Here is a 14,478-nt window from a genome sequence, read left to right on the forward strand (position 1 = left end):
GCAGATCCTGATAGGGCACGCCTTCGGCGATCGCATCCTTGAGGATGCGGACGGGATAGCCGCCCATGTCCATGGGATACACCGGGTTGCTCAGGACATGGCCCGAGCCGATCCAGATGACCGGACGCAGTTCATCCTTGCCGTCGATGGAAACGAAGACTTCGTCGCCGACCTGGATATTCTCGATCGCGACTTCACCAACGGCCGTGCGGATCATCGTGCCGGCGAGGAAGCAGACGATAGCCTGGTCGGTGACGGTAAGGGTTGTTCCGCTCGACCCGATCGTCAACGGGCCGTTCTGACCAACAGTATAGTTGCCAGCCGTGAGGCTCGAGTCGTTCAGCTTGACGGTAGCAATAACATTTCCACCGGCATCACGGATTTCTACGGTTTGCGGCCCTCCGGCGGGGCCTGTGACCGTGTAAGCCGCAGCAGGAGCCGAGGTGTTCTGGAACTCCAGGTGGTTCAGGCCATTGTTCTGGTCGAAACCGTTTATGGAAGTGCTGGAAAGATCGATCAGTGTGTTACCGCCGTTGACGGTAAAGGTGCCGCCGCCGGAACCATAATTGATGGTCGTGCCGGTCAACACGTTGGCGAGGTTATTGCCATTGGAGAACGAGCCACCATCCGTCAAATTCACGGTCGAGCTGCTCAGTGCATTTGCCAAGATACCGTCAGCAAGACTGGCTGAACCGCCGGTAACGTTGATCTGAGTGCCGCTAAGAAGAGCAAGCGCACTATTGATAGTGGTCGTGCCACCCACATAAATTGTCTGCGGGCCAACAGCGGCAAGAATATTTATGTTGCTACTGGTTACGCCAGGCGCAACAACATAAGTACTTCCAAGACTTACAAGGTTCGCAGCGGAGCCGCCAGTCGCCGTGATGATGTTGCCTTCAGGAACATTAGTAAGCGTATTAGTTCCGTTTGTGCCGCCGGAAATCACGACCTGGTCTAGAAAACCAGTTATTGCGTTTCCGCCAGTACGGGTAATGTCATACTGAACGCCACCGGCGTTGGGTCCAAAAACAGCCATTCATTCCTCCTGCATCCCTCGGAATTCCGGCCTGTCCCCCACGGCCACCCGTACTTCCGATTAGGTATCGCGTACGCCTTTTGAAATAGCATCATTGTTTAAATGAAGCAAACATAAAAATTCTGGTGAATTGTGCCATTCACGAGGATAAATTAGCGAGCGATCCGTTCGATATTAGGCCTCGTGGACAAAGCTTGACGGCAAGGCTCGGGATTGATTCAAGGCTGCTTTTTGGAGGCAGCTTTGGGCGAACGGATCGGTCTTTCAGATGAAGAATGGGAATTGATCGGCCCGCTGCTGCCGTCGGAGCGGGGGCGCGGTTGCCGACCAGCGGGTGACAACCGCCCCTTCTTCGAGGGCATGATGTGGATGGCGCGCACCGGTTCGCAGTGGCGTCACCTGCCGGACGAATATGGCAAGTGGAACAGCGTTTTCCGCCGCTATCGGCGTTGGGTCGAGACGGGGGTATTCGACGCCATGCTCGAAACTCTGGCCGAAATGGCGGGTCGGGAGCGGTCCGCCGACATGATCGATAGCACCATCGTCCGGGCGCACCACTGCGCTGTCGGCATAAAAAAGGGACTCAAGCGGCCGAGGCGCTTGGCCGATCGCGCGGCGGGTTCACCACGAAACTCCACGCCTCCTGTGACGGAAAAGGCCGTCCGCTCGGCTTCGTCCTGACGCCGGGCGAAGCCCACGATGTGAAGGGCTTCGGCCCGCTGTTCGGGATGATCGCCGATAAGGCCAAGGCGCTGCTCGCCGATCGTGGCTATGACTCCGACGCCATTCGCGAGGAGATCGCGTTCCACGGTGTCCGAGCCGTGATCCCGGCCAAGCGTGGTCGTCGCAATCCGGCCCTCCATGATCGCGACAAATACCGCCAGCGCAGCCGCGTCGAACAACTCTTCAACAAGCTCAAGAACTGGCGTCGCATCGCCACCCGCTATGACAAAACCAGAGAGTCATATCTCGGCTTCGTCAGCCTCGCATCAGCATTGCTGTGGCTGCCCTTTGTCCACGAAGCCTAGTTCGCCACCAGATGCAGGGCTCTCTGGCGTATTCATCCTGTCGCAAAGCTCAGCCTCGTTTCGCTATCCCAGGCGCCCCTGCTTCGAGCGGCTGACCTCAGGGCAAGGCGTTGAGTTCGAGCAGCGAACGGGTCTGTTCATGGACTGTGGTATTGGGATCGACACCAGCATCTACCGCGATCAATGGCGGGGCGTCGCACCCTTGTGCGAGATCGTCACCATGGAATTCGCCGAGTGGCGGGAACGTCGCCAGGCGCGAATTTTGGCTGATAGACACGGACAGCTTGTCTTGCTTTAGGCAGAGAGCTCGCTCTTTGGGGGCAGGCGAATGTAATTCGGATGTTCTCTGGCTGCCGGCAATTGTCCTGATTAAGACAGGGCAAACCGATGGTCGAGGAAAAATCCACAAATCATCGGAACAGTGCTGCTGAGATTGCGGCCTTTTTTGAACATGGTGTTTACAGGCACCCGAATTTGCCTGAGAATCCGAGTCAGCGTAGCGATCGGGTCCACAAAGCTGCGCATATAAAGAAAAATGTCACTCACTTCGACATCAACGCAAAAAAGAAAGTGACTGAACATGCTCGAAGAAGACACAAGTCTGGTCGACCTGACGGTCGACATCGTCTCGGCCTATGTTGCCAACAACCAGGTCGCCACCGCTTCCCTCGCGGATTTGATCCGTACAGTGCATGGAAGCTTGACCGGTCTGAATAATCCCAAGCCGGTCGAGGCGGATATTCCTCTCAAACCCGCCGTTCCGATCAAAAAATCGATCACGCCCGATTACATCATCTGCCTGGAAGACGGCCTCAAATTCAAATCGCTGACTCGGCATCTGCGAACCGCCTATGGTCTGACGCCGGCGCAGTATCGGGAAAAATGGAGCTTGCCCAGCGATTACCCCATGGTCGCGCCGAACTATTCAGCCACACGCTCACGTCTGGCCAAGGAATTGGGACTAGGCCAGATGAATCGAAAGGCCGTTAGCGCTCCGCCACCGCCGCCCCCTCCCGCATCCAGCAAGGGCAGAAAGAAAAAGGCAGCGTAGCGGTTTCGACGCCAGACATGTCGATTTGTGAAGGGCTGGATGATCGAGATCAAGGTTCTCCAGCCCCGTTTCCGGCAGGTCTGGCGTATGAGGCAAAACGGTAATGCGCAAGTCATTGCACGCCATGGCCCTACGCCATGAACTTCGTGCTTTTCTTCGTTCATCGGAGGCATCTGATGGCAGGTCGATCCATTCTTGGGAGCGACCTGATGGCAGAAGAGACAAAGACAGGGCCGACACCTTCGGCCCCGTCCAATGACAATTCCAGTCTCGCCGGCTCTAATCGTGCCGGCGAGGATAGCGGTCCCGCAAAGCTGGATCGGATCGTGCTCGATATCGCACGGGTGGTCGGTCGGCAGCTGGCCCGGGAAGCGTTCGAGAAGCACCAGGCGGCCAATGATAATCGGCCGGGCCGCCGAAAGGAAAAGGGCAGGGGGAAGAAGGATGATCCCCCATTATGAAAGAGAGAGGTTGATCCGCCATGACCCGTGTCGCGCTCTATGCCCGCTATTCCTCCGACAGCCAGCGGGACGCCTCGATCGAGGATCAGTTCCGGCTGTGCAGAGAGCAGGCAGTGCGCGAAGGCTGGAGCGTGACGGGTACCTATCAGGATGCGGCCATCTCCGGCGCCAGTACCATCTTGCGGCATGGCATCCAGCAATTGGTGCGTGACGCCCAGCGCGGCCAGTTCGAGATCGTGCTCGCCGAGGCGCTCGACCGCATCAGCCGCGACCAGGCCGATGTCGCCACCTTGTTCAAGCATCTCAAATTTCCTGGCGTCACCATCGTCACTCTGGCGGAGGGCGAGATCAGCGAGCTTCATGTCGGTCTCAAGGGCACCATGAATGCCCTGTTCCTCAAAGACCTGGCCTTGAAAACCCATCGCGGCCTGCGGGGCAGGGTGGAGAAGGGCAAGGCCGGAGGAGGGTTGTGCTATGGCTACCGGGTGATGAAGAAGCTCGATGCCGAAGGCGAGCCCATCCGCGGTGATCGCGAGATCGTGCCCGAGGAAGCCAAGATCATCCGCCGCATCTTCAAAGAATTCGCCACCGGCAAGAGCCCGAAGGCGATTGCCGTCGACCTCAACAAGGACGGCATTCCCGGTCCGCTCGGCAGGCATTGGGGTGACACCAGTGTCAGGGGCCACGTGACCCGAGGCACCGGCATCATCAACAATGAACTCTATACCGGCGTGCTGGTCTGGAACCGCCTGCGCTTCATCAAGGATCCGACTAGCGGCAAGCGCGTGTCGCGGATCAATCCACCAAGCAAATGGATCCGCACCGAGGTGCCGCATCTGAGGATCGTCGACGACGAGCTCTGGCAGGCCGTGAAGGAAAGACAGAAGGCCATCGCCAGCAAGTTCGAAGCGATCACCATCGGTATCCGCGATGCCAGGGCCAAGAGGCTGCACACCATGAAGCGGCCGGCCTCCCTTCTTTCCAGCCTGCTCACCTGCGGCTGCTGCGGCGGACGCTACGGCCTGTTCACGAAAGAGCGTTTTGGCTGTCTCAACCACCAGCGCCGCGGCACATGCGACAACGGCCGCACCATCACCCGCGAGAAGATCGAGCAGCGTGTTCTCTCAGGCTTGAAGGAAAGGCTGGTCTCGGCCGATGCCGTGGCGGAGGCGGTGAAGGCCTATGCCCAGGAGACCAACCGGCTCAACCAGGAGCGCCGCGCCCAGAGCGAGCAGGATCGCAAGGCGCTGTACAAGATAGAGCGCGGTATCGCCGGCATCATGGCCGCGATCGAGGATGGACTCTATCAGCCTTCCATGAAGGCAAGGATGGAGGATCTGGAACGCCAGAAAGCCGAGATCACCGCACGCCTGGCGCTGGCACCCGCCGACGTGCCCGACCTGCATCCCAACATCGCCAATCTCTACCGCAAGCGGCTGGAGCACTTCACGCAGACCCTTGCCGACGACGAGGGCGGACGTCAGGCGGCGGAGGCTCTCCGCTCGCTGATCGGCCAGATCGTGCTCACGCCGGGCGAGAAGCGCGGCGAGATCCATGCCGAGCTCCGCGGAGAGCTGTTTGGTATTCTCGAATTTGTCAATCCTGAACGAAATCAAGGGGTTGGCGATGTTGTGATGAAAGCCGTTGCGGGCCCCCGCAACCAAATATAACCGAATACACAACAAGCCCCGCGTGTGCCTCGCTCCGCGGGGTCTTTGCTTGTAAAACACAAAACACGACCGCCGCAGCCCGGTGGCCTGAATAGTGGCTGCCACGGGAGAGGGCCTTCCATGCTGCACGCGCGAGCAAGCGCACACAATGGCGTTCTTGGGCTTGAAACATGGCATCCCCGTCCGGTATTGACTGCTACGGAGCTGAATTGGGGGTGCAATGAGTGTTGGCCTGATCGCCCTTCTCGACGATGTCGCGGCCTTGGCAAAAGTTGCCGCCGCCTCGCTGGACGACATCGCAGGCCAGGCGGCCAAGGCAGGTGCCAAGGCAGCCGGCGTCGTGATTGACGATGCGGCCGTCACGCCGCGCTACGTCACCGGCTTTGCGGCCAAGCGCGAGTTGCCGATCATCGGCAAGATCGCCGCCGGCTCGCTCAAGAACAAGCTTCTGATCCTGTTGCCGGCCTCGCTTGCGCTCAGCCTGTTTGCGCCGCAGGCGATCACGCCCCTGCTGATGATTGGCGGAGTCTATCTTTGCTATGAGGGCGTGGAGAAGATCTACGAACTTGTCGTGCCGCACGCAGCCCATCAGCATGAAGCGGAGCTCGCTTCGATCAATCCCAATGCGCAATCCTTCGAGGACCAGAAAGTCGCGAGCGCGATCAAGACGGATTTCATCCTGTCCGCCGAAATCATGGCCATCACGCTCGGCTCCGTTCCCGACAGTAGCTTCGTGGCGCAGGCCGTCATCCTGGCCGTGGTCGGTATCGGGATCACGGCCGCGGTTTATGGCGTGGTTGCCCTTATCGTGAAGGCCGATGATCTCGGTGTGGCGATGGCGAAGGCGACTTCTCCTTCGCCAATGGGCCGGCTGCTGCGCGGAATGGGTCGCGCTCTCGTCGTCGGCATGCCCCATTTCCTCAAGGTGCTGGGCCTGATCGGCATCGCGGCGATGATCTGGGTCGGTGGCGGCATCATCCTGCATGGCTTCGAGGCTTATGGCTTGGGTGCTGTCAGCCACTTCCTCCACGAGACCGCCGAAGCGGCGGCACACAGCCTGCCGGCGGCCGGCGGAGTGGTATCATGGCTGGTCCAGGCGGCGGGCTCCGGACTGGCAGGCATTGGCGTGGGATTGGTGACCATTCCGGTGATCAGCTATGTCGTCACGCCGATCTGGCGCCGGCTTAAGCCAAAGCCCCGCAGCGCCTGATCTCGAGGGTACATCCCGTCCACGCGACCTTTCAGATCTTTCCGATATTGTCCTGCCGGAGGGCGTTACAGGTGCTCGTCGATCGCCGGGGGGGCATAGAGCCCGTTCTTATGCAGGCGGGTGGCATTGCCCGAAAGGTCGTGATAGGTGAACGCGCCCTGCGCGAAGTAATGGCAGACCATTGCCTTGCGGGAAAGCTTGAGATCCTTGCGAGGCGAGCCGCCATGCAGCAGGTCGGCATGCCAGAACAAGACGTCCCCGGCCTTGGCGAGGAAGTATTTCGGCTCGAGGCCCAACATATCGATGTAGTGGCGGATGGTCGGTTCGTAGCGTGAGCTGTAGACGCCCATATTTTCCTTGAAGGCTCGGGGCGGGATGCCGAGTTCCCCGCTGAGCAGGGGAGGTACGAGCTTGTGGCTGCGCGGATAATATTCCAGAGGCCCGCAATCGGTGCCGACATCCTCGAATGCTATCCAGCTGGCCAGCATATAGCCGAGCGGATAGGTCGTCATGTGGATGGTGTCGGAATGTGGGCTCTGCCAGCTGCCCTTATGTCCCATGATGGTCTGGAACGGCAGGGTCTTGCGCCCGAACAGCACGTCGGAAATTCTCAATATCCCGGGGTGTTGCTGCAGCTCGCGCAGGATTGGCACCGGGATGTGAGGGTCAAGCGTACGGCCGGGATGGATATCCTCGGGGCCTCGGCTTTCGGCAGGGGCGGTTATCGTCCCCTCGGCGATCGCTTTTTCATAGGCCGTCCAGACGCGATCGAGGAGTTCCGCTTCGATCAGGCCGGGCGCGACGTAGTAACCCTCGAATATCCATTGCTTGCACATCGCGGCTTCGTCATCGCTGAGCTCGCCGGCGGCATGGCGACGTTCGACCTCCAGCAGCGCGTTGGGCCGGTCGAGCCAGCAGGCCGGACCGCTGATGGGGAAAGCATCGCCGCGAAACTCCTCGACGGCTTCGAGATCGACCGGCCTTTCCGCGATATAGGCTTCCCGGAATTTTCGCTCGAGCACCAGGGGACTTTCCTTTTGGCGCTCGTTCTTCTTCGCCTTGGTCTTGATGCCCCGACGGATGAAATTCGCTAGCCCCAACACGTTGTCTTACCTTTCAGCCTGCTGAACCGTTCGCCGGGCGAAGACGGAAAATGACGGACCGTTGACGTGCTGGGGATCGTCATGGGCAATGCGCAGGTCGTCGAACCCCAGAGCCCCGAGAACTACAAGAAGGTCTTCCTTCTCCATCCAGTAATGTCGATTGACCGGGCCGCCGCAATATGCCGATTTCTTCCAGGCGCCATAATAACTGCGCTCGTGCAATTTGACATTCCTGCCGTGAAACGCGACTTCGTGGCAAAGCTCTTTATAGGGGGGCTTCTGCGACTTGAACGGGACGCGCCTGAGATCTTCGGGTGGCATGGCTGTTTCGTCGAAATAATGCGTCCAGAAATATATCGCGTCGGTCCTTGCCGCCAGCAGTTCGAGCAATCGCAGCGGCTCTTCCATATGATAGAGGACGCCGCAGGCCACGATGAGGTCGTAGGGCGGGTCCTTTCGCTCCAGCCATTTGACGAAGTCGCCAAGGTGAAAACGGGCGCGTTGCAGACCGAAGATCTCCTTGGCGATCAGGCAGCGCAAGAACGCTTTCTTATTGGCTTCCACCGCGTCGAGGACCTCCGGCCCGTGCCTGTCCAGCATCATCGAATGGGACCCTTCCAGGGGACCCAATTCGAGAATGCGCCGGCCTGCGACGGGCCCGAATTGCTCAATGGCCCAATGGATCCTGCCGTCCTCATGCATATGGGCCGGCCCCGCCTGGATGCCCAATTCCGACGGGAAGGCGTGATTCCATCCCGGGATCAAGTCGACTGCATTCTGCGGCGAAGGCTCGGAGAAAACATATCCATCGGTCAAATGGAATTCTTCGATATCTTCTTTCGATTTTGCCGCTCGTACACGGCGAAAAATCTGCTGAAGTGGATTGGCCATTTCTTCCTACGCTATAGAAGCATTCCTTCCCAAGTTGTCCGTTTGGGTCTGGCTGTCAATCATATCCGCAGTAAATTTTACGTCGCTTATCCAGTCGGTTCAGTGAGTTATGCGGTTTCGCCAACTTGCATGGCCGAGAAAGCGATCTGTCCGTTGTATTTCAGGACACATCGGCATGGCGTGCCCATTTGTGCAGATGATCGACCAGCGCCCGCAGCTTCGCCGGCTGGCGCTGGCGTCGTGGGTAATAGAGATAGAAGCCGGCAAAGGGTGGCCCGAACGTTTCGAGCAGCGGCATCAGTTCGCCGCGATCGAGATAGCTGCGAAAAGTGTCGTAGACGCCGAAGGTGATGCCGGCACCGGCGCGGGCCAGCCGGATCATGGTGGCCATGTCGTTGGTCGTCACCTTGGGCTCGACGGCGATCTCGAAGTCACGGCCGTTCTCGGTGAATTCCCAGCGATAGGGGGCGAGGTCGGGTCGGGCGCGCCAGCCGATGCAGTCATGGGCCAGGAGGTCGCGCGGATGCTGCGGGGTGCCGCAGCGGGCAAGATAGTCGGGCGAGGCCACAGCCAATTGGCGCTGTTCGCCCGAAACGGGGATGGCGATCATATCCTGTTCGATCACCTCGCCCAGCCGCACCCCGGCATCGAAACCGGCCTGCACGATGTCGTCTTCCTCGTCCGTCACCGTGAGGTCGAGACGGATGCCGGGATGGGCCTGCAGGAACCCCGTCAGGGCGGCGCCGGACAGGAAGGTCTCGGCGATCGAGGAGACACTGATCCGGAGCGTGCCGGTTGGGCGTCCACGTTCGTCTTGAACTGCCCGCAGCGCCGTCTTCACCTCTGACAATGCCGGACTGACGGTCCGATAGAACTGTTCGCCCGCCTCGGTCAGGCGCACGCTGCGCGTGGTGCGCTGCACGAGCGCGACGCCGAGGCGATCCTCCAGGCGCTGCAGGCCCTGGCTGACGGCGGAGCGGGTGACGCCCAGTCGCTCGGCGGCGAGGCGGAAACTGCCGGCCTCCGCCACGGCGGCAAAGGTGGACATGCCTTCGAACACATCGGTCATTGGTTAGATAATCTAACCAAGTCATTTCAGATTGGCAACTCGATCGCGCCAATTCGTCGGTCTAGGGTGCGTTCCAGCGGGGCCGATGGTCGGCCCCGTGCGAAATGGGAACCGGACGCGAGGAGGATGGCCATGGTGCATTGCAATGTCGCCACGCAGATCGCGGCCCATGCGGTGGTCGTGACCCTGCTGACGGGAGCGAACCCGGCGCTGGCCTCGAATGCGCCGTCTCCCGGCCAGGATCAGATCATGACAAATGAGGCGAACATGGCTGAACACCCCTATGTGGGGATGTGGGTCACGGAAGACGGCCATATCCGGCAGGAATTGCTGGCGAACGGGCGCTATGACGAAGCGCGCGGCAGCCGCAGGAGTGCCTATCGCGGCCGCTACGAGGTCCGCGGCGCGCACATCGATTATTGGGACGACACCGGCTTCACCGCAGATGGCGAATTCGTCGACCGCGACACGCTGCATCACGGCGGCATGGTGTTTCGGCGCCGCTAAGCGGCTGCCGGGTTGGAACTCTGCGCTCCGGCCGAAAGAGAGGATACCGACATGACAAAGCAAACACCGGTCTGGTTCATCACGGGGGCCTCCTCAGGCCTCGGCCAGGCATTGGCACAGGCCGTTCTCGCCAGAGGATGGCGGGCGGTCCTGGCAGCGCGGCGGCTGGAAGCGCTGGCCGAACCTGCCGCCGCGCATGGCGAGCGCGCTCTCGCCGTCAAACTCGACGTGACGGATCCCGGCGCGGTGGAGAAGGCCGTGGCGGCGGCCGAGGCTCGCTTCGGGCGCATCGACGTCGCCGTCAACAATGCCGGCTATGGCTATCTGGCGGCGATCGAGGAGGGCGAGGACGCGGCAATCCGGGCCCAGTTCGAAACCAATGTCTTCGGGCTGATCGGCGTCACCAAGCGGATCTTGCCCGGCATGCGGGCGCGCCGGAGCGGGCATATCGTCAATATCTCGTCCCTGGGCGGCCTCGTGGCCTTTGCGGCGACCGGCTATTACCACGCCACCAAATTCGCGGTGGAAGCCCTGTCGGAATCGCTTGCCCAGGAGGTCGCGCCGCTCGGCATCAAGGTGACGATCGTCGAGCCCGGGGCCTTCCGCACCGATTGGGCTGGCCGCTCCATGGTGGAGGCGCCCACCGTCATCGCCGATTATGCCGAGACCGCCGGCAGGCGCCGCGGGCAGACCCGCGCCGTTTCCGGGCGGCAGCCCGGCGATCCCGCCCGCGCCGCGCTTGCCATCATCAAGGCGGTCGAAGCGCCGGAACCGCCGCTGCGCCTGCTGCTCGGGGCGCCGGCCTTGCGCATCGCCCGCCAAAGGCTGGAGGCGCTGAGCCTCAATTTCGAGACCTGGGCCGAGACCACGCTGAGCGCCGATTTTCCCGAGCCGGCGGAGGCCTGATGCCGCGCCTCGGCGCGAACACCTCAACAAGGAACATATGAGATGAGTGCAATTGCAGGAAAAGTCGTGGCCATCACCGGCGCGAGCAGCGGCATCGGCGAAGCCAGCGCCAGGGTGCTGGCGGTGGCGGGTGCCCGCGTGGTGATCGGCGCGCGCCGTACCGACAGGCTGGAGAGCCTCGCTGCGGCGATCACGGCCGCAGGCGGCGAGGTGAGGGTGCGCCCGCTCGACGTGACGTCGCAGGCCGAGGTCGCCGCCTTTGCCGGCTTCGCGCGCCAGGCTTTCGGACGGCTCGACGTGATGGTCAACAATGCCGGGGTGATGCCGCTCTCCCCGCTGGCGGCACTGCGCGTGGCGGAATGGGACCGCATGATCGACGTCAACATCAAGGGCGTGCTGTACGGTATCGCTGCGGCGCTGCCGATCATGGAGGAGCAGGGCAACGGGCAGATCGTCAATGTCTCCTCGATCGGTGGCCATCGCGTCTCGCCCACCGCCGCGGTCTATTGTGCCACCAAATTTGCCGTGCGCGCCATTTCGGACGGGCTGCGCCAGGAGACGGATCGCATCCGTGTCACGGTGATCTCGCCGGGCACCACCACCTCCGAGCTTGCCGACTCGATCGGCGATCCCACCGCGCGGGAGGCGATGAAGGCGTTCCGGGCCGTTACCATCAGCCCGGAGGCCGTGGCCGCTGCGCTGGCCTATGCCATCGGCCAGCCCGATGACGTCGATGTCAGCGAGATCGTGGTACGGCCGACGGCGAGCCCGCATTGAAGAAGTTTTTCATTTGCCGGCTATTGAACCTGGCTATTTTGCAGTCTTCACATAGCGCCGCAACTGCTCCAGGCTGAGTGCGCCGAAATAGACGTCATGGCCGATCACGAAGCCGGGCGTGCCCTGGAGTTGGAACAGGCGGGCGGCGACATCGTTTCTGGCCAGCATGGCGGCGATCTCGGGACCTCGCGCGGCAAGATCCTTGTCGAGCCTGATGAGATCGACGCCGGCCTTGCCGGCCGCCTCGCGCACGGCGTCCTTGTCCATGGTGCGCGGCAGGGCGAAGAGGGCGGCATGCACTGCGCCATATTTGCCCTGCCAATTGGCGGCGAGCGCCACCCTGGCGGCATAGACCGAGGCTTCCCCGAAGATCGGCCATTCCTTGATCACCAGCCGGATGTCCTTGTTTTCGCGCAGGAGGACGTCGAGACGCGACTGCATCACCCGGCAATAGGGACAGCGATAATCGGTGAACTCGATGATGGTGACCTTGCCCTTGGGATTGCCGAGCACGGGGGAAGAAGGATCGGTGATGATGTCGTTCACGTCGATATCGGCAGAGGCCGCGCGGGCGCCGCCCGGCGACGGAGCGAGGCTGAGGAGGCCGATGACGAGGAAGAGGAAGGCCGCGAGAAGCGGGGGCGAGATACGCCGAGATGCCATGATAAGTCCTTGCGATCGCAACGCGCGTCCATACGCGCCTTGCCTTGGCGGGCGCCATGCCCGGGCAGTCCGATTCGACGGACTGCCGGTACTGTCCATGCCACCAACCTCGCACGCAAATCACAGTTTCTAGTGGGGGAATCGCATTCGCGTGACAGCGGCTCTGTGCAAGATCCCCTTGGCACTGTGAACGGGCGGAGGACGCGCTATTCGAACCAAAGCTTGTGCATGGCCTGCAGGAACTCCCGGTCATTGACAGGGTAGCCGGATGCGGAGCCGATGAGGGAGTCGATGCCGCAGTAAGGGCAGAGCGCCGTTCCCTCCTCGTCGTCGATCCATTCCTCGATCTTGGCAACCGTGAAGGTTTGGCAGCAATAGAAACAGCCACAACTCGCGCTCTTTTCCAGCTCTTGCCGATGATTGGTTGTCTGACGGTGAGCTCGCTCGAGCATTTCTCTTGAATATGCCATCTTGGCATCTTCGTGGCGCAAGCCGTGATTGGCAACCTCTCCCCTCGATGAAACCGGCTGTACGGCCCATGCCACCAGCGTCGTGCGCAAATCACAAATGCACCAATGGGAATGGCATTTGCGTGAACCGGTGCCCACCTATGCTTCCCCGATCATGAAGCGCGACAATGCGGCAAAATCGTCCTCACCCCGGCCGGCCGCGAGCGCCCGCCGGAACAGGCTGTCCTGGCCGAGGACGACGCCGAGGTCGATCTTACGGGCCTGCATCACCACCAGCAAATGTTCGAAGGCGTGGTGATGGGTGGCGATCGAGGCGAAGCTCTGCTCGTCGCTGGCCAGGCGCCCGGTCTCATTGCGCTTGATCAGGTCGGCGACCTGGCCGTCGATCACCGGCACCAAGGTCTGCCAGAGCCGGCCCAGCATGCCGAGCGCCACCCCCTCGGCCTGGCACACGGCAATGGCGTTCAGCGTGCCGAACAGCGCACCCCACATCAGGCCGAGCAGGGCGCTGTCGAGTGCATTGGCGAGGCCGGCATCCTCCCCGACATGCTGGACATTGCCGCCGAGGGCGAGGAATACCGGCTTGTTCGCCTCGAAGGCCTGGCCGGAGCCGGCGAACAGGATGGTGCCGGCCTCGGTGCCGATGAAATCGGGCGTCGCCATGATGGCGCCGTCGAGATAGGCGGCGCCCTGCGCGGCGGCCCAGCCTCCCGCCTCGCGTGCGCCCTGGGGCGTGCCGGAGGTGAGTTCGACCACGAGCTTGCCGTCGAGGGCCCGGGCGACGCTTGCCTCGCGCAGCAGCGCGGCGGTGGCGTCATAATCGCTGACATTCACGATGACGACCGCCCCCGCCGCCACGGCTTCGGCCACGGAGGGCGCGACGACCGCACCGAGGGCGGCAAGCGGCCCGGTCTTGGCCGGGGTGCGGTTCCACACCGTCACCTCGTGGCCGGCGCCCAGCAGGGCGCGCGCCAATGCCGATCCCATGCGTCCCGTTCCCAGCACCGCGATTGCAAGCTTCATGTCGACACTCCATATCCACCGGCGCGGGCTGACGAATGCCTGCCGCGCCTCTCGTCGTCCTCGGGCAGATGGAGCTGGCGTGGCGGCGCTCAATACGCACGCCCACGTAAGTGGTTACGGGGTGGTAAGGGCTGGCGAAGGAGAGGGGCATGACGGATACGGCGAATGATTGCGGCTTTGCGGCGGCGATCCGCATGCTCGAAGGCAAATGGAAGCTCGACATCCTGTGCGAGCTCCACACCGGCGCCCGCCGCTTCGGCCGGCTGCGCCGGGCCATTCCGACGATCAGCGAGAAGATGCTGGCCCAAAAGCTGCGCGAATTGGAGGCCGACAGCCTCATCCACCGCAAGGTCTATGAGCAGATGCCGGCCAAGGTCGTCTATTCCCTGAGCGAGCGCGGCGCCGGCCTCATCGCCAGCAGCGCTGCCCTTTGCCGCTGGGGCGAGCAGCTTGGCCTCAGCGAGCCGGTGCCGGCTGCCTGCGCCGTGCCGTCGCTGCGAGCCTGATCCTTCGATTGGCCAGGCTCGCGATGACGAGCCTGGCTTTCTATCCTGAAAGCCTAGAGCATGTCCTGCGATCGATGAATCGATTGTGATGTGACAGGTGGCTTGTG

The 14,478-nt window shown here is 61.9% G+C and carries 16 protein-coding genes and 1 pseudogene; 9 read left to right on the forward strand and 8 right to left on the reverse strand.

What is annotated here, in order from left to right; all coding sequences use genetic code 11:
- Positions 1–1,036, reverse strand: a 1,036-nt coding sequence (locus tag QM672_RS31835; RefSeq protein ID WP_415087303.1) for a Hint domain-containing protein, incomplete at its 3' end; no start/stop codon positions are given.
- A 282-nt stretch (positions 1,037–1,318) separates the two neighbouring features.
- On the opposite strand from QM672_RS31835, the pseudogene QM672_RS31840 reads away from it, so the two are divergent.
- A pseudogene (locus tag QM672_RS31840) lies at positions 1,319–2,064 on the forward strand (IS5 family transposase).
- A gap of 97 nt (positions 2,065–2,161) precedes the next feature.
- On the opposite strand, the gene QM672_RS31845 reads toward QM672_RS31840, so the two are convergent.
- Positions 2,162–2,341, reverse strand: coding sequence for a hypothetical protein (locus QM672_RS31845; protein WP_415087304.1), 180 nt, complete (start codon positions 2,339–2,341; stop codon positions 2,162–2,164).
- A gap of 303 nt (positions 2,342–2,644) precedes the next feature.
- Between QM672_RS31845 and QM672_RS31850 the strand changes: the two genes are divergently transcribed.
- From QM672_RS31850 to QM672_RS31865, 4 genes are all read left to right on the forward strand, one after another.
- Complete coding sequence (locus QM672_RS31850; protein ID WP_415087305.1) at positions 2,645–3,115, forward strand: MucR family transcriptional regulator; 471 nt, start codon at positions 2,645–2,647, stop codon at positions 3,113–3,115.
- Between the two features lie 137 nt (positions 3,116–3,252).
- Positions 3,253–3,576 (forward strand): hypothetical protein, encoded by a 324-nt coding sequence (locus tag QM672_RS31855; RefSeq protein WP_415087306.1) that lies wholly within the window; start codon positions 3,253–3,255, stop codon positions 3,574–3,576.
- A 20-nt stretch (positions 3,577–3,596) separates the two neighbouring features.
- Entirely contained in the window at positions 3,597–5,246 is a 1,650-nt protein-coding gene (locus QM672_RS31860) for a recombinase family protein (RefSeq protein ID WP_415087307.1), read from the forward strand.
- Positions 5,247–5,466: 220 nt separating this feature from the next.
- Positions 5,467–6,456, forward strand: coding sequence for a DUF808 domain-containing protein (locus QM672_RS31865; RefSeq protein WP_367626915.1), 990 nt, complete (start codon positions 5,467–5,469; stop codon positions 6,454–6,456).
- A 65-nt stretch (positions 6,457–6,521) separates the two neighbouring features.
- On the opposite strand, the gene QM672_RS31870 is transcribed toward QM672_RS31865, so the two are convergent.
- From QM672_RS31870 to QM672_RS31880, 3 genes are all read right to left on the reverse strand, one after another.
- Complete coding sequence (locus QM672_RS31870) at positions 6,522–7,559, reverse strand: phytanoyl-CoA dioxygenase family protein (protein ID WP_415087308.1); 1,038 nt, start codon at positions 7,557–7,559, stop codon at positions 6,522–6,524.
- Positions 7,560–7,565: 6 nt separating this feature from the next.
- A complete protein-coding gene (locus QM672_RS31875; RefSeq protein ID WP_415087309.1) occupies positions 7,566–8,450 on the reverse strand; it encodes a class I SAM-dependent methyltransferase in 885 nt (294 codons plus the stop codon).
- A gap of 160 nt (positions 8,451–8,610) precedes the next feature.
- Positions 8,611–9,519 (reverse strand): LysR family transcriptional regulator, encoded by a 909-nt coding sequence (locus QM672_RS31880; protein ID WP_415087310.1) that lies wholly within the window; start codon positions 9,517–9,519, stop codon positions 8,611–8,613.
- A 132-nt stretch (positions 9,520–9,651) separates the two neighbouring features.
- On the opposite strand from QM672_RS31880, the gene QM672_RS31885 reads away from it, so the two are divergent.
- Genes QM672_RS31885 through QM672_RS31895 form a run of 3 tightly spaced genes read left to right on the forward strand, consistent with a single transcriptional unit; the run spans position 9,652 to position 11,709 of the window.
- A complete protein-coding gene (locus QM672_RS31885; protein ID WP_394315070.1) occupies positions 9,652–10,026 on the forward strand; it encodes an Atu4866 domain-containing protein in 375 nt (124 codons plus the stop codon).
- Positions 10,027–10,077: 51 nt separating this feature from the next.
- Positions 10,078–10,932 (forward strand): oxidoreductase, encoded by an 855-nt coding sequence (locus tag QM672_RS31890; protein ID WP_415087311.1) that lies wholly within the window; start codon positions 10,078–10,080, stop codon positions 10,930–10,932.
- Between the two features lie 42 nt (positions 10,933–10,974).
- Entirely contained in the window at positions 10,975–11,709 is a 735-nt protein-coding gene (locus QM672_RS31895; protein ID WP_415087312.1) for an SDR family oxidoreductase, read from the forward strand.
- Between the two features lie 33 nt (positions 11,710–11,742).
- On the opposite strand, the gene QM672_RS31900 is transcribed toward QM672_RS31895, so the two are convergent.
- The 3 genes from QM672_RS31900 to QM672_RS31910 form a co-directional block, all read right to left on the reverse strand.
- A complete protein-coding gene (locus QM672_RS31900; protein ID WP_415087313.1) occupies positions 11,743–12,372 on the reverse strand; it encodes a DsbA family protein in 630 nt (209 codons plus the stop codon).
- Between the two features lie 206 nt (positions 12,373–12,578).
- Positions 12,579–12,932, reverse strand: a complete 354-nt coding sequence (locus QM672_RS31905) for a cytoplasmic protein (RefSeq protein ID WP_415087314.1) — start codon at positions 12,930–12,932, stop codon at positions 12,579–12,581.
- Between the two features lie 48 nt (positions 12,933–12,980).
- Positions 12,981–13,865: an NAD(P)-dependent oxidoreductase gene (locus QM672_RS31910; RefSeq protein ID WP_415087315.1), complete on the reverse strand. Its 885-nt coding sequence runs from the start codon at positions 13,863–13,865 to the stop codon at positions 12,981–12,983.
- A 149-nt stretch (positions 13,866–14,014) separates the two neighbouring features.
- On the opposite strand from QM672_RS31910, the gene QM672_RS31915 reads away from it, so the two are divergent.
- Positions 14,015–14,371: a winged helix-turn-helix transcriptional regulator gene (locus tag QM672_RS31915; RefSeq protein ID WP_415087316.1), complete on the forward strand. Its 357-nt coding sequence runs from the start codon at positions 14,015–14,017 to the stop codon at positions 14,369–14,371.
- The last annotated feature ends 107 nt before the right edge of the window (positions 14,372–14,478 follow it).

The organism is Labrys sp. (in: a-proteobacteria), assembly GCF_047605565.1.
Lineage (GTDB): Bacteria > Pseudomonadota > Alphaproteobacteria > Rhizobiales > Labraceae > Labrys > Labrys neptuniae.

Excerpts from the sequence above, each read along its gene's own strand:
- QM672_RS31895 (WP_415087312.1), top strand. The coding sequence starts at position 10,975 with ATGAGTGCAATTGCAGGAAAAGTCGTGGCCATCACCGGCGCGAGCAGC.
- QM672_RS31910 (WP_415087315.1), bottom strand. The coding sequence starts at position 13,865 with ATGAAGCTTGCAATCGCGGTGCTGGGAACGGGACGCATGGGATCGGCA.
- QM672_RS31880 (WP_415087310.1), bottom strand. The coding sequence starts at position 9,519 with ATGACCGATGTGTTCGAAGGCATGTCCACCTTTGCCGCCGTGGCGGAG.
- QM672_RS31860 (WP_415087307.1), top strand. The coding sequence starts at position 3,597 with ATGACCCGTGTCGCGCTCTATGCCCGCTATTCCTCCGACAGCCAGCGG.
- QM672_RS31900 (WP_415087313.1), bottom strand. The coding sequence starts at position 12,372 with ATGGCATCTCGGCGTATCTCGCCCCCGCTTCTCGCGGCCTTCCTCTTC.
- QM672_RS31865 (WP_367626915.1), top strand. The coding sequence starts at position 5,467 with ATGAGTGTTGGCCTGATCGCCCTTCTCGACGATGTCGCGGCCTTGGCA.
- QM672_RS31890 (WP_415087311.1), top strand. The coding sequence starts at position 10,078 with ATGACAAAGCAAACACCGGTCTGGTTCATCACGGGGGCCTCCTCAGGC.
- QM672_RS31850 (WP_415087305.1), top strand. The coding sequence starts at position 2,645 with ATGCTCGAAGAAGACACAAGTCTGGTCGACCTGACGGTCGACATCGTC.
- QM672_RS31915 (WP_415087316.1), top strand. The coding sequence starts at position 14,015 with ATGACGGATACGGCGAATGATTGCGGCTTTGCGGCGGCGATCCGCATG.
- QM672_RS31885 (WP_394315070.1), top strand. The coding sequence starts at position 9,652 with ATGGTGCATTGCAATGTCGCCACGCAGATCGCGGCCCATGCGGTGGTC.
- QM672_RS31855 (WP_415087306.1), top strand. The coding sequence starts at position 3,253 with ATGAACTTCGTGCTTTTCTTCGTTCATCGGAGGCATCTGATGGCAGGT.
- QM672_RS31875 (WP_415087309.1), bottom strand. The coding sequence starts at position 8,450 with ATGGCCAATCCACTTCAGCAGATTTTTCGCCGTGTACGAGCGGCAAAA.